Source organism: Methylobacterium mesophilicum (assembly GCF_022179445.1).
In the GTDB taxonomy this organism is placed as follows: domain Bacteria; phylum Pseudomonadota; class Alphaproteobacteria; order Rhizobiales; family Beijerinckiaceae; genus Methylobacterium; species Methylobacterium mesophilicum.
The window spans coordinates 141,803-162,613 of record NZ_BPQU01000009.1 but is presented as its reverse complement, the minus strand read 5'-3'; the positions used below and the strand labels follow the sequence as shown (position 1 = coordinate 162,613).

The following is a 20,811-nucleotide window of genomic DNA, read 5'->3' as shown; positions in this document are numbered from 1 at the left end:
CGGGAAAACCCGCGGCCGTGGGGCCGCGGGTCTTCTACGACACTCGGATACCGGTGGATCAGGCGGCCGTGCGCTTGCGGGCTTCCTGCTTGGTATCGACGCCGGCCGCTTTGATCTCGGACAGCTTCTGGGCGACGTTGCGCGAGAACACGAACTCGGCCGGGCGCTGGTTCTCCAGGCTGACCTCGGGGGCCATCGCACCGTCGGTCTTGATGCCGCGGATCGCGTGAACGAGCGGCTTCCAGGGCTTGCGGACCGAATCGACCACCGAGGAGGCCTCGTAGCCCGAGTGGACCATGCAGTCGGCGCACTTCTCGTAGTTGCCGGTGCCGTAGGAATCCCAGTCGGTCTCTTCCATCAACTCCTTGAAGGTCGCCGCGTAGCCCTCACCGAGCAGGTAGCAGGGCTTCTGCCAGCCGAACACGGTGCGGGTCGGGTTGCCCCAAGGCGTGCAATGGTAGGTCTGGTTGCCGGCCAGGAAGTCGAGGAACAGGCCCGACTGCTGGAAGGTCCACTTCTCGCGGCCCTTCTCCTTGCCGTGACGGAAAACGCCGCGGAACAGCTCCTTGGTCGCCTTCCGGTTCAGGAAGTGCTTCTGGTCGGGGGCGCGCTCATAGGCGTAGCCGGGGGAGACGGTGATGCCGTCGATGCCCATCCGGGTCACGCTGTCGAAGAAGTCGGCGATCTTCTCGGGCGAGGAATTGTTGAAGAAGGTGCAGTTGATGGTGACCCGGAAGCCCATCTCCTTGGCCTTGGCGATGGCCGCGACCGCCTTGTCGTAGACGCCGCGCTGGCACACCGACTGGTCGTGCATCGACTGGTCGCCGTCCAGGTGGATCGACCAGGTGAAGTACGGGCTGGGCTTGTAGTCCTTGATCTTCTTCTCGAGCAGAAGCGCGTTCGTGCAGACGATCGCGAACTTCTTCTGATCGATGATGCCCTGGACGATCTGCGGCAGATCCTTGTGCAGCAGCGGCTCGCCGCCGGCGATCACAACCACGGGTGCACCGCACTCGCGGACCGACTCGAGCGCATCGGCGACCGGGAGACGCTTGTTGAGGATCTCGTCCGGGTAATCGATCTTGCCGCAGCCGGCGCATGCGAGATTGCAGCGGAACAGAGGTTCCATCATCATCACAAGCGGGTAGCGCTTGCGGCCCGTGAGGTGCTGCTTGAGGATGTAGCCGCCGATCTTCGCGACGTACCGGAGGGGGATACCCAAGATTGCGGCTCCTTGACTGCGTCGGCCCCGGGGCGATCGGGGTGCTTACCGCGAAAAAAACACGAATTCCAGCGCTCTAGCTTGGAACTAATCTGAAATGATCCCGTTTCGGCGGGGCCATGACGACTTATTCTGTTCCTGACGCAACCGCGCCACATGGGCGGCGCGCGGCAGGGGTGGCGGTTCGGATCGCCTGACGGTTGAGGACAGCACGTGCATTGCGTCCGCAATGCGACCGAAATCCCAAGATTTTGGTCCCGATCCCACGATTGCAGTGCGGTAACGCACATCCGCCTAGGCGATGACCGAGCCCCGGCCTTCGCGTTGCAATCTGGGATCGCCCTCTTTACTGAGCCCTGTGGCCGCGATGCAAGGGGTGGCCCGTATCGAGCGCCTGCGCACGGGCCCGCATCGGACCGGTTCGACTTGCGCGCGCTCGCCGCGCGACCAGATTGGGCGGTGCGGCGTTCCCCGGAGCCGAAGGCCGCTCGCTCGGACCTGTGGGCCGGCCTTCCCGCGGTCCGGCGAGCCCGTTGGGTCTTCGAAGAAGGTCGGGCCGATCCGGCCGGGACGTTTGGGATGAGCCGGTCGCGCATGGGGCGCGTCCGGGGCGAACAGGCAGGGTGCTCGTGATCGAAGGTCTCGTCGCGTTCTCGGTGCGGTATCGGTGGATCGTGATCGCCCTGATGGCGTTCGTCACGGTCGCGAGCGCCGGGGTCGCGGCGCATCTGTTCCGCATCAACACTGATGTCGAGCGGCTGATCGATCCCAAGGAGCCCTGGCGCCAGGACGAGATCAACTTCGAGAAGGCGTTCCCTCAGCGCGGCAACACCCTGGTGGCGGTGATCAACGGCGAGACGCCCGAGGAGACCGAGGAGGCGGCCGCCAACCTGGCCAAGGCGCTGACCGCCCACAAGAACCTGATCGAGACCGTCTACCGGCCCGATGGCGGCCCGTTCTTCGACAAGAACGGCCTGCTGCTGATGCCCCAGGCCCAGCTCGACAAGACGCTGGAGGAGCTGACCCAGCAGCAGGGCCTGCTCGGCCCGCTCGCGGCCGACCCGTCCCTGCGCGGCGTGATGCGGGTGCTGTCCCTAGGCGCGCGGGGCGTGAAGACCGGCGACGCCAAGCTCGAAGACCTCGACAAGCCCATGGGGCAGATCGATTCCACCCTGAAGCAGGTGCTGGACGGCAAGCCCGCCCGGATGTCCTGGCAGGAGCTGCTAGCCAACGGCGAGAGCAGCGTCACGGACAAGATGAAGTTCGTGATGATCCAGCCGGTGCTGGACTTCAACGCCCTGGAGCCCGGCTACCAGGCGACCAAGCTGATCCGCAACGTCGCGCAGGACCTCAAGATCAACGCCCAGCATGGCCTGCGTATGCGGCTCACCGGTACGGTGGCGGTGGCGGACGAGGAGTTCGCGACGCTCTCGGAGGACGCGGCCCTCAACAACAGCATCATCGTCGGCGCGATCGTGCTGTTCCTGTGGCTGGCCCTCCGCTCCGGCAAGCTCGTCGGCGCCGTGCTGATCACGACCTTCGCGGGCCTCATCGTCACCGCCGCCCTGGGCCTGGTCATGGTCCAGGAACTGAACCCGATCTCGGTGGCGTTCGCGGCCCTGTTCGTCGGGCTCGGCATCGATTTCGGCATCCAGTTTTCGGTGCGCTACCGGGCCGACCGCTACGAGCAGCCGACGCTCCAGAGCGCGATCCGGGCCGCCGCCCGCGGGGTCGGCTGGTCGCTGACGCTGGCCGCCGTATCGCTGGTGGCGGGCTTCTTCGCGTTCCTGCCCACCGCCTTCCGGGGCGTCTCGGAGCTGGGCCTGATCGCCGGCGTCGGCATGGTCGTGGCCTTCCTGTTCTCCCTGACCCTGCTGCCGGCGCTGATCGCGGTGTTCAAGCCCAAGGGCGAGAAGGCCGCGGTGCAGACCGAATGGCTGGTCGGCGTCGATCCGTGGATCATCCGCAAGCGCAAGCCGATCCTGATCGCGGTGGGCCTCGTGACCCTGGCCGGGGCGCCGCTGCTCTGGCACCTGCCGTTCGATTCGAACCCGATGCACTTGCGCAGCACAAAGACCGAGTCGATCGCCACCTATCTCGACCTGATCAAGAACCCCGAGACCAGCCCGAACCTCATCGACGTACTCGCCCCCAGCGTGGAGGCGGTTCCGGCCCTGACGAAGACGCTGGCGGCGCTGCCGGTGACCGCCTCGATCAACAGCATCGACACCTTCGTTCCGCGGGACCAGGACAAGAAGCTCGCATCCATCGCCGACACGGCGCAGCTGCTGGATCCGGTGCTCAATCCTGGTCGAAAGCCGCCGCCGCCGACCGATGCCGAGAACGTCAAGGCGCTCAAGGATGCCGCCACCGCGTTGAACGGCGTGGCGGGCGACGGAAAGGGCGGGGCCGCGGGTGTGCAGACCGCCAAGCAGCTCGCCGGCACCCTCGACAAGCTCGCGGCCGGGCCGGTGCAGATGCGCGAGGCGGCCTCGGTCGCCCTCACGAAGGACCTCGTCCCGCTGCTCCAGCGCCTGCGCGACCTGCTCCATCCGGAGAAGATCACGCTCGACAACCTGCCGCCCCAGCTCAAGGCCGACTGGGTCGCCGCGGACGGGCGCGCCCGCATCGAGGTGCATCCCAAGGGCGATTCGAACGACGACGAGGTGCTGCGCACCTTCTCGGACGAGGTGCTGAAGGTCGCCCCCCACGCCACCGGCGCGCCCGTGGCGACGACGCGGTCGACCTACACGATCCTGGGCGCCTTCGTTCAGGCGGCCATCACGGCGTTCGTGCTGATCTTCGTCATCCTGTCGGTGGCCCTGCGCAAGCCATGGGACGTGGCGATGACCCTGGGCCCGCTGGTGATCGCGACCCTGTGGACCCTGATGGCCCTGCGCATCATCGGCATGCCGCTGAACTTCGCCAACATCATCGCCCTGCCGCTGATGCTTGCGGTCGGCGTCGCGTTCCACATCTACTACGTGATCGCGTGGCGGGCGGGGGTGACCGACATGCTGGCCTCAAGCCTGACGCGGGCGATCTTCTTCTCGGCGCTGACCACCGGCAGCGCCTTCGGGTCCCTGGTGCTGTCGAGCCATCCGGGCACGGCCAGCATGGGCAAGCTGCTGGCGTTGTCGCTGTTCTTCACGCTGATCGCGGCGTTCTTCGTGGTGCCGGCGACCCTGGGCGAGCCGCCCACGCAGGGCGACGACGACCGCCCGGAGGGCGAGAAGGCCGCCGCGGCCGCGCTGCGCAAGAGCATCGCCGCGAAGGATCCGGTGCCGGCGAAGTAAGCCGGCCCGGGTCCCTCAAAGAACCTTCTCGAAGAAGCGGTCGGGGTAGGGGTCGTCGTTGAAGCGTTCGATCTCGACCCAGCCCGTCTTGCGGTAGAGCGCCAGGGCCTCCGGCAGGGCGCTGTTGGTGTCGAGGCGCAGCACCGCGACCGACAGCGCGCGGGCCCTGTCCTCGACAGCCTGCATCATCCGTCCGGCCAAGCCGAGGCCCCGGGCGACGGGGTCGATCCAAAGTCGCTTGACCTCGGCGACAGGGCCGCCGCTCCCCTTCAGGGCGACGCAGCCGACCGGCAGGCCGTCGGCCATCGCGAGCAGGAACGCGCCGCGCGGCCGAACCATCGCGGCCGCCTCCGGGTCGCGCGACAGGGTGACGTCGAACCCGGTCCGCAATCGGGACGCGAGTTCGGCGTAGTACGCCTCCAGGCACGTACGGGCGGCCTCGCCCCGGGGATCGACCTCCGCGATCGCGATCCGGTCGCGTGCGAGCATCAAGGCGACGAGATCCATCGCGCGCAGAAGCTCTTCCGCCCGGGGCGCACCCGCCAGCAACGCCGAGGCACGGGCGTCGGACAGGCCCTCGTAGGCCGCGAATTCCCGCCGCCCGGCCTCGGTCAGGCGTGCGACCCGTCGGCGGGCGTCATCCGGATGGGGCTCGGTGGCGACAAGACCCTCCTCTTCCAGGCTCCGCAGCAGGCGGCTCATCAGACCTGAATCGAGGTCGAGATAGGCGCGGATCTCGGCGACATCGGTCCGGCCTGCGCCGATCGCGTTGACCACGCGGGCCGCCCCGAGGGGCCGGCCCCGCCCGAGGAACGAGCTGTCGAGGGCGCCGACCTCCGCGGTGACGGCACGGGCAAAGCGGCGGAAGCGGGCGATGGAGTCGGACATCATGATACCTGACTTTAGTCAGGCATCATGATGGGTCAATCAGGGCGATTGGTCAGGTCCAGCAGCTATGCGGCGAAATCCGAAAACCCGCCCCTGAGTGCCCCTGACGCATCGGCGGCCGCCCGGGAGGCGGGGGCGATCAGCGCGTCGCGCTCGGCGGCGTAGAAGTAGCCCGGCGCCTCGCCGGCAAAGCCGCCTTCCGTGGCCGGATGCGTGTAGAGTTCGGTGAGGCCGTCCGGGAGGTGGGCCAGGAGTGCGGCGACCCGGGCCGGAATCATCGCACCGGACCATGCCAGGCCGAGGGTCCGGTCGGGGATCAGCAGGCCGGCTTGGCGCGCGCGCACCGCGAGCAGGGCCGCCCAAGGGGCGATGTCGAGGGCCGGCCGGGGCCGGGCGCTGGCCTCGGCCCAGCGGAGCAACGCGCGGGGCTCCCGGGGAACACGGATCGCCCGCATGCCGTAGCCGCGGCCGATGCGCAGCACCGCGCCTGCAATCAGCGGGTGGACGTGGAAGTGCTTGTGGGCGTTGACGTGGTCGAGGGGCAGGCCGGTCGCCCGATAGGCTTCGAACTGCGCCTCGATCTCGGCAGCGAGCTGGCGCCGGGCGGCGGGCTTCCGGGCAAGGTCGAGGCCGACGCGGGCCATGTCGGCGCGCATCAGGCCGGTCGAATCGGTGAGGTCGGGGAGTTGCGCCGCCGGCAGGGTCGGCCAAGCTTCCACCAGGACAAGGTGGAGGCCGACCCGCAAGGACGGCATCCGCTTGGCCCGGGCCACGGCATCGGCGGCGGCCGGCGCCGAGACCATCAGGCTCGCCGCGGTGAGGATCCCCCCGCGGTGAGCCTGCTCGACGGCCTCGTTGACTTCGAGGCTCAGCCCGAAATCGTCGGCCGTAACGACAAGACGCTTCACGACGACCTCGTAAGGGGTGTCGAGAGGGCGAGCCCTCTCGCGGGTCCAGGGCGGAGCCCTGGGGAGGGTGCGGGGCGCTGCCCCGCCCCCGCCGGGGCCGCAGGCCCCGGACCCCGGTTCTTAAGCCGCCTTGGCGGTGCCCTGACGCTCCTTGAGGAAGCGGTAGAACTCCACGCCTTCGCGCAGGCGGCGCTTCATCATGTCGGGGGAGCGCACCATCTCGCTGACGATGGAGGCGATCTTCGGGGCGCGGAAGTAGAACTTCCGGTAGAACTCTTCCACCGCCGCGAAGATTTCGGAATGCGACAGGTGCGGGTAGTGCAGCGGAGCGATCTGCACGCCGTTCTCGTCGACCAGTTCGGCGTTCTCGATATCGAGCCAGCCGTTCTCCACCGCCTGCTTGTACAGGAACGTGCCCGGATACGGCGCGGCCAGCGACGCCTGGATCGTGTGCGGGTTGATCCGCTTGGCGAAGGCGATCGTCTCCTGGATCGTCTCCTTGGTCTCGCCCGGCAGGCCGACGATGAAGGTGCCGTGGATGGCGATGCCGAGGTCGTGGCAATCCTTGGTGAACCGCTCGGCCACCTCGACGCGCATGCCCTTCTTGATGTTGTTCAGGATCTGCTGGTTGCCGGACTCGTAGCCGACCAACAGCAGGCGCAGGCCGTTCTCCTTGAGCACCTTCAGGGTCTCGCGCGGCACGTTCGCCTTGGCGTTGCACGACCAGGTCACGCCGAGCTTGCCCAGCTCGCGGGCGATCTCTTCCGCACGCGGGAGGTTATCGGTGAAGGTGTCGTCGTCGAAGAAGAACTCCTTGGTCTGCGGGAACTCCTTCAGGCAGTACTTGATCTCCTCGATCACGTGGGCGACCGAGCGGGTGCGGTAGGTGTGCCCGCCGACCGTCTGCGGCCACAGGCAGAAGGTGCAGCGGCTCTTGCAGCCCCGGCCGGAATAGAACGAGATGTAGGGGTGCTTCAGGTAGCCGATGAAGTACTTCTCCATCTGCAGGTCGCGCTTGTAGACGCTGGTGACGAACGGCAGTTGGTCCATGTCCGTCATGATCTCGCGGTCCTCGTTATGGACCACGACGCCGCTCTCGTCGCGATAGGACAGGCCCTTGATCTCGGACATCGGCGTGCCGTCGGCGACTTCCTTGACGGTGAAGTCGAACTCGTTGCGGGCGCAGAAATCGATGCAGGGCGCCTGGGCCATGGCGCCGGCGGCGTCCACCGCCACCTTGGCGCCGATCAGGCCGGCCTTGAGCTTCGGGTTGGCAGCCTTGAGCGCCTCGACGGTCTTCACGTCCGACTTGAACGACGGCACCGAGGTGTGAAGCACCACGAGGTCGAAATCGTTGGCCTGGGCCACGATCTCGGCGAGCTTGATGTTGTGCGGGGGCGCGTCGATCAGCTTCGAGTTCGGCACCAGGGCGGCCGGCTGGGCCAGCCAGGTCGGGTACCAGAACGACTTGATCTCGCGCTTGGCTTGATAACGGGAGCCGGCACCGCCGTCGAAACCGTCGAAGGTGGGGGCCTGGAGGAAGAGCGTGCGCATGGGGTTCAAGGCCTCAGGGCGTTGCCGGGGGAGGGGTGAGGAAGCGGGAGCCGGGTTCAACGTGTAGGAGCGCCGGCGTCACGGCCGAGGTCGGCGTCCGGGATCAGGGTACCGTCCGCAACCACGTGATAATCATGACCTTTCCATGTCACCGCCCCCGACACGAAGGCCCAGGAGAAGTTCAGGAACGAGAGGATGTCGCGGATCGGCAACAGTCCGTAGGGGTGCGGGGCGAGGCCGAAGGCCCGCTCGAGCTGCCGGCACAGGACGATCCGGCCGGCGAGCGCCAGGCCCGCCACCACCAGCGCGCCGGTTCCGGCGCTGGGCAGCAGCGCGCCCACCAGGGCCAGCGGGAAGGCATGGGTGACGATCGAGCCGGCATAGCCGGCCGGGTCGACGTTGCGGATGGTGCGATTCCAGCGCAGTTCGTGCCGCCACAGGCCCGAGAGGTCCGTGTCGACGCTGGTATGGCCGATGGTGAAGCTCGGGATCACCACCCGGCCGCCGAGGCCGCGCAGGGCCGCGCCGATGGCGTAGTCGTCGGCCAGGTCGTTGCGGAATCGGCGGAAGCCACCGACCGCGTCGAGGTTCGCCCGGGTGAACGCGATGGTGGAGCCGAAGCACGGCTTGGCGAGCCCGAGACTGAGGCCCATCACCACGTTGGGCAGGAACTGCACGTCGATCGCCAGCGCCGAGAGCTGGTCGTAGAGGCCCCGGAAGGCGGGGACGCCGTGGTACAGGCAGGTGACGCCCGAGACGCCGTCCTGCGACAGCTCGGCGACGAGACGCTCCAGGTAATCCGGCCGGACCACCATGTCGCTGTCGGCCAGCACGATCACGTCGTGGGCGATCCGCTCGGCCATGTTGATCAGGTTCGAGACCTTACGGTTCGAGCCGTGCTGGCGGCCGTCTATCACAAGGTCGATGCGGGCGGCCGGGTAGGCCTGCTTCAGCTGCTCGACCACGCCGATGGCCGGGTCGGCCGCCTTCTGGACGCCGAACACCACCTGGACCGGGCCGGCGTAATCCTGGCGCAGCACGGTCTCGAGATTCTCGTACAGGTTGGGCTCGAGGCCGCAGAGCGGCTTCAGCACCGTCACGGACGGGCGGGGCGCATCCGGCCCCAGTCCCGGCACGGGACGCGCGGCGAACCGGCCGGCGTAGTAGGCGGCCGCCAGCGCATAGAGGCAGCCCGCAGCCGCCAGCAGTAGGCAGAACAGCGAGAGCCACGACAATGCGTTGAGCGCCAGCGAGGTGAGATCCATCCGGTCGGGTCCGTGCGGTCGTCCGGCCGCCTCAGGCGGCGTTCGCCGCGTGCGACCCGTTCGGGACGGCACGCATAGCGGCTGTATGTACGACGTCGGCAGTCACGGTGTCGGTTTTGCGGCGAGCATGCCGTCGGCGCGCTGCCGGAGGAACTTCACCGCCCCGTCGGCACCGCCGGACTTCAGCGGGGCGGACAGTGCGTTGCGCTGGGCGGCGATCTCGCTGACGTCGCCGTTGAGCAGCACGTCCTGGATCCGGTTGTCGGCGTTGACCACGAAGTCGACCGCGGAATCGTCGCCGTCGGCCGCGGTGACCCGGGTGGGCACCACGCGCTGGCTGCCGCGTTCCTCGACCTTCGGGGTCACGTCGAACTTGCCGCCGGCCGCCCGGGCCAGGCGGTTGGCGTAGGTCACGGTCAGGCTCCGCTTGAACGCGTCGGTGACCGCCGCCTGCTGCTCCGGGGTGAAGCCCGACCATTTCGAGCCGACCGCGATGCGGGTCATGGCCGGGAAGTCGAACGCCTTCTCCAAGGCCGGCCCCACGGCCGCGACCCGGGCGGGCAGGGGACTCGGGCCGTCCTTCAGGGCGTCGGTGAACGCGGCGTAGAGGTCGCGCACGGTCTGCACCGCGGGATCGTCCGCGGCCCGGGCCGAGACCGGGGCCAGCAGGGGCGCGAAGAGGGGGGCAGCCAGCAGGGCAGCGGCCGCGAGCCGACGGGTCAGGCGCACTTCTTCAACTCCTCGCCGTCGCCGATCCGCGAACCCATGCGGGGCGGGGCGTAGCTGTAGAACGGGCCGAGCGTGGCCGGTTGCGGCACCAGCTTGGCGGTGCGGCCGACGCCGACGCCCGGCTCGGCGGCGGACTCGGCGGCGGATTCGGCAGCGACCTCGGCGGCGGTCTCGGCCGCGAGCTTGGCCTCGATCCGGTGCCACAGCAGCAGGCCCGGCACGCCGACGCCGAGATCGGCGAAGCGCTTGACCAGCGACAGGGCCAGGGCCGCCTCGGCCGGAATGTTGAACAGGCCGCAGAGCGCGATCAGGCCGCCCTCCTGGGCGCCGAGCGCGCCCGGCACCGCGAAGGCCGCACCGCGGACCGCCTGGGCCAGGCTCTCGATCACCAGCGCCTGGGCGAAGTCGACCGGGTAGCCCATGAAATGCAGGCAGATGTAGACTTCGAGGGTCCCGATGACCCAGCCCACGAGGTGGATCGCCAGCGCCGCGACGAAGCGGCCATGGTTGCCGTACATCCGGCGCAGGCTGTCGTAGAGCTGGTCGATGGCACCGAACGCGCGCCATTCACGGCCGGAGGCGAAGCGGGTCATCAGGCCCTGGATGATCCGGTGCCCGGCACGCCGCTGGATGAGGTAGAAGGCGCCCAGCGCCGGCACAGCGACGGCCAGGCCACCCGCCACTGTCCGGGCGATCGGCCCGTCGCCCGCGATCAGGACCAGCAGGCCGAGGCCGATCACCGTGAACAGGAGCTGGGTCAGCGCCTGCGTCATCAGGTCCACGAACATGCTGGCACCGGCCATGGCGCCGGGGACGCCGCGCTTGGACATCAGCCGCGCGCCGACGAAGTCGCCGCCCACCGTCGCCACCGGCAGCAGCGTGTTAATTCCCTCACGCACGAACCGCAGCGCCACGCAGTCGCCGAGCCGGGCCACGCTCGCGGGGAACACGACGTGCCAGCCGAGCCCCGCCCAGGCGACGGCCGCCAGGCGGGCCACCACCACCAGGGCGGCACCCCAGCCGGCACTCATGACGGCGGCCGACACGTCCTCCAGGCCGGAGGACATGAACAGGCCGACGACCGTGCAGAGACCGGCGATCGAGGCCAAGGTCGTCAGGCGCTTCATAATGGTCTTTCAAGCTCGCAAATGGCTTGATGCGGGAAATCGGTCACGGTCGCGGCAGAAATAGGTCCGGGCGGCCAAGAACGTTTCTGCCACGTTGCAGCACGGATTACCGGTGTCTATCACCCGTTTGACACACCGGGGGCCAAAGCGGTGGCCGGGCCGAGGAGCCCGCGCAGAAGACCGCGGCACGTCGCAGAAGGGGCACACGTCATGGAGCGCGAATCACCGATCACGGCCGTAGAGGCCGTGAGCGACGACACGCATGCCGGCGGCCTCCGGGGCGGAATGGAGCCCGGCGTCCCGGCGCCTCACTCCCCGGTCATGGCCTGGAACGAGTGGGACCCGCTGGAGGAGGTGATCGTCGGATCCCTCGACGGCGCCACCATCCCGACCCATCACCTCACGGTGATCTTCAACCTGCCGCGGGCGGCCCAGCCGTTCTACCGCTTCGCCAGCGGCTGGAAATACCCCAAGTTCATGAAGAAGCTGGCGCAGCAGGAGCTCGACAACTTCATCAAGATCCTCGCCGGAGAGGGCGTCAAGATCCGCCGCCCGGACGCTGTGGACTTCTCCCGCAAATTCAAGGCGCCGCGCTGGACCTCCCGGGGCTTCTGCGTCGCCTGCCCGCGCGACCCGTACCTGGTCATCGGCGACGAGATCATCGAGAGCCCGATGTGCTGGCGCTCGCGCTACTTCGAGGGCGACGCCTACCGGTCGCTGTTCAAGGAGTATTTCCGCGCCGGCGCCCGTTGGACCTCGGCCCCGCGCCCGCAGCTGACCGACGACCTCTACAACTACGATTACCGGGTGCCGAACCTGAAGGCCGGCGAGCCCATGCAATTCACGGTCAACGAGTTCGAGCCGGTCTTCGACGCCGCCGACTTCGTCCGCTGCGGCCGCGACCTGTTCGTGACCCGCTCGAACGTCACCAACCTGATGGGCATCGAGTGGCTGCGCCGCCATCTCGGCCCGGGCTTCCGCATCCACGAGATCGAGAGCCGCTGCCCGCAGCCGATGCACATCGACTCGTCGTTCATGCCGCTCGCACCCGGCAAGGTGCTGGTGAACCCGGACTACATCGACGTCGAGAAGCTGCCGGCCGTGCTCAAGAAGTGGGACGTGCTGATCGCCCCGCGCCCCGACCCGGTCGAGGGCTTCATGAGCAAGATCTCGATGTGCTCGCCCTGGACCTCGATCAACGTCCTGGCGATCACCGAGAAGAAGATCGTCGTGGACCAGAGCCAGCCGACCCTGATCAAGGCGCTCAAGGATTGGGGCTTCGACCCGATCCCGGCGCCGTTCCTCAGCTATGGCCCGTTCGGCGGCTCGTTCCACTGCGCCACCCTCGACGTCCGCCGCCGCGGCGTGCTGAAGTCGTACTTTTAGGCTTCTAGGACCTGCGTGACGGCGCCCAAGTCCGCCCGCAGAGTTATACCACCTCGTCATTCCGGGGCGCCGCAGGCGAGCCCGGAATCCAGATCCGCCGATGGCACAAGATCTTGATCCGTCGGCGTTTATGGATCCCGGGCTCCGCTTCGCAGCCCCGGGATGACAAGGTGGGTGCTCAAGCGACGGTGCAACACTGAAAGTCTCGCAAGAACAACACGACCCGAATTGTTCGCGCGGCTTTACGGTGTCGCCCGCGCAGTCACGGCGCCGAGATCCCCGCGATCAATGCCGTGTTGAACCCCTCGGGATCCGACATCTGCGGCGCGTGGCCCAGCACCGGAAATTCCACGAGCTTGGCCCCCGGGATCGCCTTGGCGGCCGCCTTGCCCAGCTCCGGGTAGTTCCCGAGCGAAGCCCGCAGCTCCGGCGGGGCGAGGTCCTTGCCGATCGCCGTGTTGTCCTTCTGGCCGATCATCAACAAGGTCGGCACCGCGATCTGCGGCAGGCGGTAGACCACCGGCTGGGTCAGGATCATGTCGTAGAGGAGCGCCGAGTCCCAGGCGACCGCCTCCTTGCCCGGGCCGGCGTTCAGCCCAGCCAGCATCGTCACCCAGGGCTCGTAGCGCGGCTCCCACTGGCCGGCGTAGTAGGTCGCGGTCTCGTACGCGCGGATCGACGCCGCCGAGACCTTCAGTTCGCGCTGGTACCATTGCTCCACCGAGACCGGGGGGACGCCCTTGGCGCTCCAATCCTCCAGCCCGATCGGGTTGACCAGCACCAGCTGCGCCACGTCCTTCGGGTAGAGCAGGGCGTAATGCGCGGCCAGCATGCCGCCGGTGGAATGGCCGACCAGGATCGGTCGCGCGACCCCGAGCTTGTCGAGGAGGGCGTGGGTGTTCTCGGCGAGCTGTCGGAAGGTGAACTGGTAGGCGGCCGGCTTGCTCGACTTGCAGAACCCGATCTGGTCCGGGGCGATCACCCGGTAGCCGGCCTCGGTCAGAGCCCGGATCTGGCTCTCCCAAGTCGCCGCGCAGAAGTTCTTGCCGTGGAGCAGCACCGCGGTGCGCCCGTTCGGCGTCGCGGGCCGCACGTCGAGATAGGCCATCTGCACGGGCTGGCGCTGCGACGTGAGGGTGAAGCGCTCGACCGGGAAGGGGTACTCGAACCCTTCGAGTTCGGGCCCGTAGGCCGGCTCGGCCGCAGCAGCGCTCGGAAGCGGGAGGGCCGGGATAGCCACGACCAGGAGGGTGAGGGCGAGGACGGATCTGAGCATGGGCTGCCGGAAGCTTGAGCGGCGAGGGGCGTTGCGCCGTCCGCTCAGATCGGGCGGGCAGGACGCCCTGTCTACAGGATACCCTGTCCGACTGGCGGGGACGCGCATCTTCGCCGCCGCGCCGACCCGCGCTATCTGTCTCGCGTCCCGCCGGTCCGTGGCCCGGAGCCCCACAAGGAATTTCCGACGATGCGCTTCCCCGCCGTGGCCGTCCTCATCGGCGCCCTGGTCCTCGCCGCGGTGCCGGCCCGGGCCGCGGATGCCTGCGACGCGCTCGCCGCCAAGGTGATCCGGATCACGGGCGCCTCGCTCGCCGGCCGGGAGGGACCCTACGCGGTGTTCCGGGCCCAGGATGCCGAGCGGATGAGCCTCGATTGCCGGGCGCCGGCCCGGATCACGATCGCCTCCCGCGAGCGGGAGCCCGCAATCGCGTACTTCGTCCTGGTCGGGCTGGCCGCCCGGGCGCTCACCGGCGCGGAGCCGCAGGCGGTCGAGGTGCTGGCGCTCAACCTGCACCAGGACAGCCTGCTGGCCGACGCGCCGCGACGGGGGGGCACCGGCCAGGCGCTGATGCTGTGCGAGACCGGCCCCCGGACGGATGGGCTCCGGGACGACCTCACGGTCTGCCGGGTCGCACCCCGGGCCGGGGTTTCGCGAATCCGCCGCGCGGGGTAGAGCGCAGCCCATGTCGACACACGCAACACCCGGTCCCGTCGTCCAGGTCGGCGCGGCGCGCTTCGGAAACCACCTGCCGCTGACCCTGATCGCCGGCCCCTGCCAGCTCGAAGGGCGCAATCACGCCCTGGAAATCGCCGCAGCGCTCAAGGAGATGGCCGCGGACCTAGGGATCGGCCTCGTGTTCAAGACCTCGTTCGACAAGGCCAACCGGACCTCCGGGAGCGCCGCGCGGGGCATCGGCCTCGAAGGCGCCCTGCCGGTCTTCGCCGAGATCCGCGAATCCTTGAGCCTGCCGGTTCTGACCGACGTGCACGCCGCCGAGCATTGCGCGCCGGCCGCCGAGGCGGTGGACGTGCTCCAGATCCCGGCCTTCCTGTGTCGCCAGACCGACCTCCTCTTGGCGGCCGCCGCCACCGGCCGGGCGGTCAACATCAAGAAGGGGCAGTTCCTGGCCCCCTGGGACATGAAGCACGTCGCCGCCAAGGTGACGGAGGCCGGCAACCCCAACGTCATCGTCACCGAGCGCGGCGCCTCGTTCGGCTACAACACCCTCGTCTCGGATATGCGCAGCCTGCCGATCATGGCGCAGGTGACCCACGGCGCGCCAGTGGTGTTCGACGCCACCCATTCGGTGCAGCAGCCGGGCGGGCAGGGCGCCAGCTCCGGTGGCCAGCGCGAATTCGTCGCCGTGCTGGCCCGGGCCGCCGTGGCGGTCGGCGTCGCGGGGGTGTTCATCGAGACCCACCCGGATCCGGACCGGGCCCCCTCGGACGGCCCCAACATGGTCGCCCTGCGCGACCTGCCGGCTTTGCTCGAAGAGCTGATCGCCTTCGATCGGCTGGCCAAGCGCCGCTACGCCTGATCCCGGTCAGGCCGGCTGGAGCACGTGGATGCGCAGGGGCTGGACCAGGGAGTAGCGCCCGTCGGCCTCGCGCTCGGCCGCGCCCCGGAACGCCGCCTCCACGATCGGCCGCCGGGCTCGGATCGTTGCCTCCCGGGCGGGATCGACCGCGCTGACCCGCGCCAGGAAACCGTCCAGGTCGGCGAAGCTCTCGCGCCGTGCCAGGGTCACGTCCTGACGGCACAGGAAGGCACCACCCGACAGGGCCACCGCGATGGCCTCCTGCGCGGCGGCGCGGACCGCCGTCTCGTCCTCGATCGGCCGCAGGGCGTCGAAGAAGCTGCCCTCGGCCAGGGGCTCCACCACCACCAGGGTCCCGCCCGGCACCACGATCCGGGCCGCCTCGCGCAGGGCGGCGGCGGGGTCGGGCACGTGGTGCAGGGCGTTGAACATCACGGCGCCGTCGAAATGCGCGTCAGGGAACGGCAGGGCCTCGGCCGAGGCGGCCTCGAACCGCGCGGCCGGCACGGCCTCCCGGGCCTTGCCCAGGGCCGCCTCGCCCGGGTCGACGCCCGTCACCGAGGCGCCGTCCTCCGTGAGCCGTTTCGCCAGGGTCCCGGGCCCACACCCGATGTCGAGGATGCGCTTGCCGGCGAGCGGCGCGAAGGTATCGCGGATCAGCGTGAGGGCATCCATGGGGTCGGCTCTCCGGAACCGCGCCGGTCGCGGCGCAAGCGTAGGTAAGCAGTTTCCACCTGGAACGGGATGCACGAGCCGGCGTCATACCGGCTGAGATTGCGTTGGACTGGTCTTTCCCGTCCGCGCCGTCATTTTGAGACGAGGGCGCGCAGCGGAGACCTCTAGGGAGCCCTCCGGCCAGCCATGCGATCGCTGAGGGCTCGCTCGGTCACGCCTCAGGACGAGGGTGAGATCGGGATCTCCGTCCGCCTGAGCCGGCGTAAGACGGGAACCGGGCGGTCGGACAGCGCCGCCCCCACCCTCGGCGCAACAGCCGCAGGTTTAGACCCACTGCGATGCGGAAAGTATTCACAAGACCAGCGGCGGGCGTTTGCGAATGCCCGGGCGACCGGCAGTGATTCTATCGTATGGGTCGGAGATGAACCGTCGTTCAGGCGATCATGGTTATCAAAATCCGCATACGAAAACTCGGAACCGTTCGTTGTGCAGCCACGTTAGTGGGCATGTTCGATCACGGATCGAGAAGGAACGTCATGCGCAAGATCGGTATCATCGCCACCGCCGCCGCCCTGGCCCTCGGCAGCGTCGCCGCCACGACCGGCGCCGAGGCCCGTCCGTACGGTTTCCACGGCGGATACGGGCATGGCTATGGTCACGGCTACGGTTACCGCGGCGGACGTCGCGGCATCGGAACCGGCGCCGCCATCGGCCTCGGCATTGCCGGCCTGGCCGCCGGCGCCGTCGCTGCCGGCGCAGCCAACAACTACTACAACCGCGGCGGCTACGGGCCGGCCTACGGCGCTCCGGCTTACGGCTACGGCGCCCCGGCCTACGGCGGCTATTACGGCGCCCCCTATTAAGGGCGACGATCCCAACGGATCTGAAGGGCGACCGGCGCGAGCCGGTCGCCTTTTTCATGCCGGATCAGCGGCCGCGATAGGGGGCGACCCCGGTCTCGGGCAGCCAGATCGTCTTCGGCGGCTCGCCGGTCTGCCAGAACACGTCGATCGGGATGCCGCCGCGCGGATACCAGTACCCGCCGATCCGCAGGTAGCGCGGCTCCAGCAGATCGCGCAGGCGCTTGCCGATCGCCACGGTGCAATCCTCGTGGAACGCCCCATGATTGCGGAACGCGCCGAGATAAAGCTTGAGCGACTTCGATTCCACGAGCCAGTCGCCAGGCACGTAGTCGATCACCAGGATGGCGAAATCCGGCTGGCCGGTGACCGGGCAGATCGAGGTGAACTCGGGCGCGGTGAACCGGGCTACGTAATCGGTGTCGGCATGCGGGTTCGGCACCCGGTCGAGGCGGGCATCCGCGGGGGAGGACGGCAGCGGGGTGGGCTGGCCGAGCTGCAGGGTCTCAGGCGTGGTCATGGCGTCTTTATAAGCCCGCGTGCGGTCCGGCGCACCCATGCGCGCCGCGACCAATTCTTTACCGGTTTCCGTCACGATCCGCGGAGCGGGTGGCCGTCGACGCTGTCCGAAGCCGGTACGATACGATGCGTCTCATTGCCTTCGGGTTGATTGCGATGGTCGCGGCTGCAGCCGCTCCCGCCCGCGCTAGGGAAGACGACGCGGTCCAGCGCATGCTCGATGCCATGACCAGCTACGACCTCTGTGCCCGCAACGATGTCCAGTTACGTAGGCTGAACCGATCCCTGGCCGCGACCCCGGTCCGGCACCCGGCCCCGCTGCGCGTGCGGTAGGCCCGCACGTCAGCGTTGCGATTCATCGCTGTCACGACACGTGCACAGGCGCCACCTAACCGGATGCTTGCCGCCGGACGCGGCTTGACGGATAAGCCGCCGCGATGCGCCGCACCCCGGATCGGGGCCGCCGCTGCCGACAAGCGGCCCCGCGAGAGGACCTGTAATGACCGCGATCACCAATATCAGCGCCCGCGAGATCCTCGACAGCCGCGGCAACCCCACGGTCGAGGTCGACGTCCTTCTGGAGGACGGCTCGTTCGGCCGCGCCGCCGTCCCGTCGGGGGCGTCCACGGGCGCCCACGAGGCGGTCGAGCTGCGCGACGGCGATCAGAGCCGCTTCCTGGGCAAGGGCGTGCTGAAGGCGGTCGAGGCCGCGCAGACCGAGATCCTCGACGCGATCGGCGGCATGGAGGCCGAGGATCAGGTCGCCGTCGACGAGGCGATGATCGAGCTCGACGGCACCCCCAACAAGGCGCGCCTCGGGGCGAACGCGATTCTGGGCGTGTCGCTCGCGGTCGCCAAGGCGGCGGCCGAGGCCTCGGGCCTGCCACTCTACCGTTACGTCGGCGGCGTGCAGGGGCGGGTCCTGCCGGTGCCGATGATGAACATCATCAACGGCGGGGCGCACGCCGACAACCCGATCGACTTCCAGGAATTCATGATCCTGCCGGTGGGCGCGGAGTCGCTCGCCGACGCCGTGCGCATGGGCTCCGAGGTGTTCCACACCCTCAAGGGCAAGCTGAAGAAGGCCGGCCACAACACCAATGTCGGCGACGAGGGCGGCTTCGCCCCGAACCTGCCGTCGGCTGAGGCCGCCATCGACTTCGTGATGGACGCGATCACGGCCGCCGGCTTCAAGCCCGGCACCGAGATCGCCCTGGGCCTCGACTGCGCCGCCACCGAGTTCTTCAAGGACGGCGCCTACGCCTACGAGGGCGAGGGCACGAACCGCTCGATCGAGGCTCAGGTCGATTACTTGGCCCAGCTGGTTGCCAACTACCCGATCCTCTCGATCGAGGACGGCATGTCCGAGGACGACTGGGCCGGCTGGAAGCTCCTGACCGAGAAGATCGGCGATCGCTGCCAGCTCGTGGGCGACGACCTGTTCGTGACCAATGTCGAGCGCCTGTCCCGCGGCATCGCCGAGGGCACGGCCAACTCGATCCTGATCAAGGTCAACCAGATCGGTACGCTGACCGAGACCCTGGCGGCCGTCGATATGGCCCAGCGCGCCGGCTACACCGCGGTGATGTCCCACCGCTCCGGCGAGACCGAGGATTCGACCATCGCGGACCTCGCGGTCGCCACCAATTGCGGGCAGATCAAGACCGGCTCGCTGGCCCGCTCCGACAGACTGGCGAAGTACAACCAGCTGATCCGTATCGAGGAGGGCCTCGGTCCGCAGGCGCTCTACGCCGGCGCTTCGGCGATCAAGCATCTGGCGCGGGGCTGAATTCGCATACGTCTTCCCTCCCGGCTTGCGGGGAGGGAAGACGGGGGCCGTCTTTCAAATTGCACCGTCATTGCGAGCGCAGCGAAGCAATGACCGGGAACGGCGCTCCACGTCCTTCGGCCGACGAACTTCAGTCACCCGGCAGCGTCCAGACCTTCTGCGGCCGCGCCAGCCCCCGCAGCTCGATGGTTCCCACCGTTTTCAGAGGCCGGGCGCACCGTTCCGCGAAGGAATCCGAAACCAGCAGCGTGTGGCCGAGGGCCTCGCACTGGCTCTCGATACGGCTCGCCTCGTTCACCGCCCGCCCGATCACCGTGAAGTCGAGGCGGCGCTCGGTGCCGACATTGCCGTAGACCACCGTCCCGAAATGCACGACGCAGTCGGCAGTCAGCTCCGGTAGCCCCGCGGCCCGGCGGTGATCGTTGAGCGCGGCGTTGGCCGCGAGTCCGTCCGCGGCGGCGTCGAGGGCGCTGTTGCAGACGGGGCAGGGCAGGATGCCGGCATCGGCCACCGGGAAGATCGCCAGGAAGCCGTCGCCGAGGAATTTGAGGATCTCGCCGCCGTGCCGGGCCACGGGATCGCCCAGCGCGTCGAAATGCTCGTTGAGCCAGGTGACCATGTCGTAGGGGTCGGCCCGGTCGGACAGGGCCGTGAAGCCGCGCAGGTCCGTCAGTAGGATCGCGGCCGGGACGGCCCGGCCCTGGCCGCGCTGGATCTGCCCGTCGAGGACCCGCTCCGCGGTGGAGCGCCCGAGATAGGTCGCCGTGACCTCGCGTAGGGTATGTCCGAGGCCGAGCTTGGCCACCGCCAGCGCGAAGGTCGGCATCACCGCCGCGACCGCCGCGAGGTCGGCCTGCGTGAAGCCGTCGCGGGCCTGGGTGCAGAACGAGATCGCGACGCCGCGCAACGCCGTGCCGGGCGCGAAGCCGACGATCTGGACCGCGTACTCGGTGCCGCCCTCGGCGCGCAGGCCGTGCAGGATCGGGTAATCCGTTTCCGGACCGGGGCTGTCGAGGCGCCAGCGTCCGAAGGTCTGGCCCCGCTCCAGCATCGCGAAGATCGGGCTGCGGAGCCAGTCGGCCTCCTGTTCGGCGCCGTGCGGGTTCGGCACGAAGGTCAGGCCCTGGCCGAGGAGCCAGTTCAGGCTGACGCCCCGCACGGTCGGGTCGATGGCCGGCGACATGACGCTGACCCGCCAGAGCGGGACGCCGGCCGCGCACAGGGCCTCGCAGACCCGCGCCAGCATCGTGTCGTGGTCGTCGGTCGCGGTCGCGTGCTCCGCGATCCAGCGCGTCAGCTCCGTCATGTCCATCGGTGCGCCGGGGCTCCCTCTGTCCGGCCCGGATCATACCCGACGGGTACGAACCGGCAGCACCGAAAAACTCCGTTAACCTTTCCGCGCGAGGCTGGCGCCATGGTCGTCCGTCGCCGCGTCAGAATGGTCGTGTTGCCCCTGGGTCTCTGGACCCTGTCGGCGCTCGTCGTCGGTTTCTTCGTGTGGCAGGCCGAGAGCGGCAACCGCGGCCTCGAGGCCAAGAAGGTGCTGAAGATCCGCGCCTACGGCCTCACCCGGGAGCTCGCCGCCGTGCGGGCGGAGCGGGCGACCTGGGAGCACCGGGTGACCCTGCTCAAGAGCGACCAGATCGACCGCGACCTCCTGGAAGAGCGGGCCCGGATCGTGCTGGGCCGCGTCCACGCCAACGACGTGGTCGTCATCACGCCCTGACATCACGCTCCGGCCCTACGCGCCGCCACTTAAGGTCGGCCTCTTCCATGC

Annotated in this window: 19 protein-coding genes; 8 read left to right on the top strand and 11 right to left on the bottom strand. The window is 69.0% G+C overall.

Going from position 1 to position 20,811, the window contains the following annotated elements:
• Positions 1-58 precede the first annotated feature (58 nt).
• A complete protein-coding gene (gene hpnH / locus MFF40_RS12130; protein WP_147854312.1) occupies positions 59-1,222 on the bottom strand; it encodes an adenosyl-hopene transferase HpnH in 1,164 nt (387 codons plus the stop codon).
• Positions 1,223-1,851: 629 nt separating this feature from the next.
• Here hpnH and MFF40_RS12125 point away from each other — a divergent pair.
• Entirely contained in the window at positions 1,852-4,518 is a 2,667-nt protein-coding gene (locus MFF40_RS12125) for an MMPL family transporter (protein ID WP_147854318.1), read from the top strand.
• Positions 4,519-4,533: 15 nt separating this feature from the next.
• On the opposite strand, the gene MFF40_RS12120 is transcribed toward MFF40_RS12125, so the two are convergent.
• The 6 genes from MFF40_RS12120 to MFF40_RS12095 all read right to left on the bottom strand — a co-directional run bounded on the left by MFF40_RS12120 (position 4,534) and on the right by MFF40_RS12095 (position 10,989).
• Positions 4,534-5,409: a bifunctional helix-turn-helix transcriptional regulator/GNAT family N-acetyltransferase gene (locus MFF40_RS12120; protein ID WP_147854313.1), complete on the bottom strand. Its 876-nt coding sequence runs from the start codon at positions 5,407-5,409 to the stop codon at positions 4,534-4,536.
• A gap of 62 nt (positions 5,410-5,471) precedes the next feature.
• Positions 5,472-6,314, bottom strand: coding sequence for a hopanoid biosynthesis-associated protein HpnK (gene hpnK, locus MFF40_RS12115; protein ID WP_147854314.1), 843 nt, complete (start codon positions 6,312-6,314; stop codon positions 5,472-5,474).
• A gap of 120 nt (positions 6,315-6,434) precedes the next feature.
• The gene (gene hpnJ, locus MFF40_RS12110) at positions 6,435-7,868 is read right to left on the bottom strand and encodes a hopanoid biosynthesis associated radical SAM protein HpnJ (RefSeq protein ID WP_147854315.1); all 1,434 of its coding nucleotides are present in this window, start codon (positions 7,866-7,868) and stop codon (positions 6,435-6,437) included.
• Positions 7,869-7,924: 56 nt separating this feature from the next.
• Positions 7,925-9,133: a bacteriohopanetetrol glucosamine biosynthesis glycosyltransferase HpnI gene (gene hpnI / locus MFF40_RS12105; protein ID WP_147897247.1), complete on the bottom strand. Its 1,209-nt coding sequence runs from the start codon at positions 9,131-9,133 to the stop codon at positions 7,925-7,927.
• Positions 9,134-9,235: 102 nt separating this feature from the next.
• Positions 9,236-9,862 carry an MlaC/ttg2D family ABC transporter substrate-binding protein gene (locus MFF40_RS12100; protein ID WP_147854317.1) on the bottom strand — a complete coding sequence of 209 codons (627 nt, stop codon included), beginning with the start codon at positions 9,860-9,862 and terminating at the stop codon, positions 9,236-9,238.
• The gene (locus MFF40_RS12095) at positions 9,853-10,989 is read right to left on the bottom strand and encodes a flippase-like domain-containing protein (protein ID WP_147897246.1); all 1,137 of its coding nucleotides are present in this window, start codon (positions 10,987-10,989) and stop codon (positions 9,853-9,855) included. The genes MFF40_RS12100 and MFF40_RS12095 overlap by 10 nt, the downstream gene beginning before the upstream one ends.
• Before the next feature lie 210 nt (positions 10,990-11,199).
• On the opposite strand from MFF40_RS12095, the gene MFF40_RS12090 reads away from it, so the two are divergent.
• Positions 11,200-12,375, top strand: coding sequence for an amidinotransferase (locus MFF40_RS12090; protein WP_147855762.1), 1,176 nt, complete (start codon positions 11,200-11,202; stop codon positions 12,373-12,375).
• Between the two features lie 262 nt (positions 12,376-12,637).
• Here MFF40_RS12090 and MFF40_RS12085 read toward each other — a convergent pair whose 3' ends face one another.
• Positions 12,638-13,651: an alpha/beta fold hydrolase gene (locus tag MFF40_RS12085; protein ID WP_147855763.1), complete on the bottom strand. Its 1,014-nt coding sequence runs from the start codon at positions 13,649-13,651 to the stop codon at positions 12,638-12,640.
• A gap of 189 nt (positions 13,652-13,840) precedes the next feature.
• Here MFF40_RS12085 and MFF40_RS12080 point away from each other — a divergent pair, with 189 nt between their 5' ends.
• Both MFF40_RS12080 and kdsA read left to right on the top strand, forming a co-directional pair.
• Positions 13,841-14,326, top strand: a complete 486-nt coding sequence (locus MFF40_RS12080; protein ID WP_147855764.1) for a hypothetical protein — start codon at positions 13,841-13,843, stop codon at positions 14,324-14,326.
• Positions 14,327-14,336: 10 nt separating this feature from the next.
• Entirely contained in the window at positions 14,337-15,191 is an 855-nt protein-coding gene (kdsA, locus tag MFF40_RS12075) for a 3-deoxy-8-phosphooctulonate synthase (RefSeq protein WP_147855765.1), read from the top strand.
• A 6-nt stretch (positions 15,192-15,197) separates the two neighbouring features.
• Here the strand turns inward: kdsA and MFF40_RS12070 are convergent, their stop codons facing one another.
• A complete protein-coding gene (locus tag MFF40_RS12070) occupies positions 15,198-15,866 on the bottom strand; it encodes a class I SAM-dependent methyltransferase (protein WP_147855766.1) in 669 nt (222 codons plus the stop codon).
• A gap of 536 nt (positions 15,867-16,402) precedes the next feature.
• Here MFF40_RS12070 and MFF40_RS12065 point away from each other — a divergent pair.
• On the top strand, positions 16,403-16,729 hold the full coding sequence (locus tag MFF40_RS12065; RefSeq protein WP_147897244.1) for a hypothetical protein: 327 nt from the start codon (positions 16,403-16,405) through the stop codon (positions 16,727-16,729).
• Between the two features lie 64 nt (positions 16,730-16,793).
• Here MFF40_RS12065 and queF read toward each other — a convergent pair whose 3' ends face one another.
• A complete protein-coding gene (gene queF / locus MFF40_RS12060; RefSeq protein WP_147897243.1) occupies positions 16,794-17,246 on the bottom strand; it encodes a preQ(1) synthase in 453 nt (150 codons plus the stop codon).
• 125 nt (positions 17,247-17,371) lie between these two features.
• Between queF and MFF40_RS12055 the strand changes: the two genes are divergently transcribed.
• A complete protein-coding gene (locus MFF40_RS12055) occupies positions 17,372-17,578 on the top strand; it encodes a hypothetical protein (protein WP_147855424.1) in 207 nt (68 codons plus the stop codon).
• A 166-nt stretch (positions 17,579-17,744) separates the two neighbouring features.
• The gene (gene eno / locus MFF40_RS12050; protein WP_238260588.1) at positions 17,745-19,034 is read left to right on the top strand and encodes a phosphopyruvate hydratase; all 1,290 of its coding nucleotides are present in this window, start codon (positions 17,745-17,747) and stop codon (positions 19,032-19,034) included.
• Between the two features lie 130 nt (positions 19,035-19,164).
• Here the strand turns inward: eno and MFF40_RS12045 are convergent, their stop codons facing one another.
• Positions 19,165-20,346, bottom strand: coding sequence for an adenylate/guanylate cyclase domain-containing protein (locus MFF40_RS12045; protein ID WP_147855426.1), 1,182 nt, complete (start codon positions 20,344-20,346; stop codon positions 19,165-19,167).
• 102 nt (positions 20,347-20,448) lie between these two features.
• On the opposite strand from MFF40_RS12045, the gene MFF40_RS12040 reads away from it, so the two are divergent.
• Positions 20,449-20,760, top strand: a complete 312-nt coding sequence (locus MFF40_RS12040; protein WP_147855427.1) for an FtsB family cell division protein — start codon at positions 20,449-20,451, stop codon at positions 20,758-20,760.
• Positions 20,761-20,811 lie beyond the last annotated feature (51 nt).

Bases quoted from the DNA above. Each gene is read 5' to 3' on its own strand.
- MFF40_RS12090 (WP_147855762.1), top strand. From the start codon at position 11,200: ATGGAGCGCGAATCACCGATCACGGCCGTAGAGGCCGTGAGCGACGAC.
- MFF40_RS12095 (WP_147897246.1), bottom strand. From the start codon at position 10,989: ATGAAGCGCCTGACGACCTTGGCCTCGATCGCCGGTCTCTGCACGGTC.
- queF (WP_147897243.1), bottom strand. From the start codon at position 17,246: ATGACCACGCCTGAGACCCTGCAGCTCGGCCAGCCCACCCCGCTGCCG.
- MFF40_RS12070 (WP_147855766.1), bottom strand. From the start codon at position 15,866: ATGGATGCCCTCACGCTGATCCGCGATACCTTCGCGCCGCTCGCCGGC.
- hpnJ (WP_147854315.1), bottom strand. From the start codon at position 7,868: ATGCGCACGCTCTTCCTCCAGGCCCCCACCTTCGACGGTTTCGACGGC.
- MFF40_RS12055 (WP_147855424.1), top strand. From the start codon at position 17,372: ATGCGTCTCATTGCCTTCGGGTTGATTGCGATGGTCGCGGCTGCAGCC.
- MFF40_RS12085 (WP_147855763.1), bottom strand. From the start codon at position 13,651: ATGCTCAGATCCGTCCTCGCCCTCACCCTCCTGGTCGTGGCTATCCCG.
- MFF40_RS12080 (WP_147855764.1), top strand. From the start codon at position 13,841: ATGCGCTTCCCCGCCGTGGCCGTCCTCATCGGCGCCCTGGTCCTCGCC.
- eno (WP_238260588.1), top strand. From the start codon at position 17,745: ATGACCGCGATCACCAATATCAGCGCCCGCGAGATCCTCGACAGCCGC.
- MFF40_RS12040 (WP_147855427.1), top strand. From the start codon at position 20,449: ATGGTCGTCCGTCGCCGCGTCAGAATGGTCGTGTTGCCCCTGGGTCTC.
- MFF40_RS12045 (WP_147855426.1), bottom strand. From the start codon at position 20,346: ATGGACATGACGGAGCTGACGCGCTGGATCGCGGAGCACGCGACCGCG.
- MFF40_RS12065 (WP_147897244.1), top strand. From the start codon at position 16,403: ATGCGCAAGATCGGTATCATCGCCACCGCCGCCGCCCTGGCCCTCGGC.
- MFF40_RS12120 (WP_147854313.1), bottom strand. From the start codon at position 5,409: ATGATGTCCGACTCCATCGCCCGCTTCCGCCGCTTTGCCCGTGCCGTC.
- kdsA (WP_147855765.1), top strand. From the start codon at position 14,337: ATGTCGACACACGCAACACCCGGTCCCGTCGTCCAGGTCGGCGCGGCG.
- hpnI (WP_147897247.1), bottom strand. From the start codon at position 9,133: ATGGATCTCACCTCGCTGGCGCTCAACGCATTGTCGTGGCTCTCGCTG.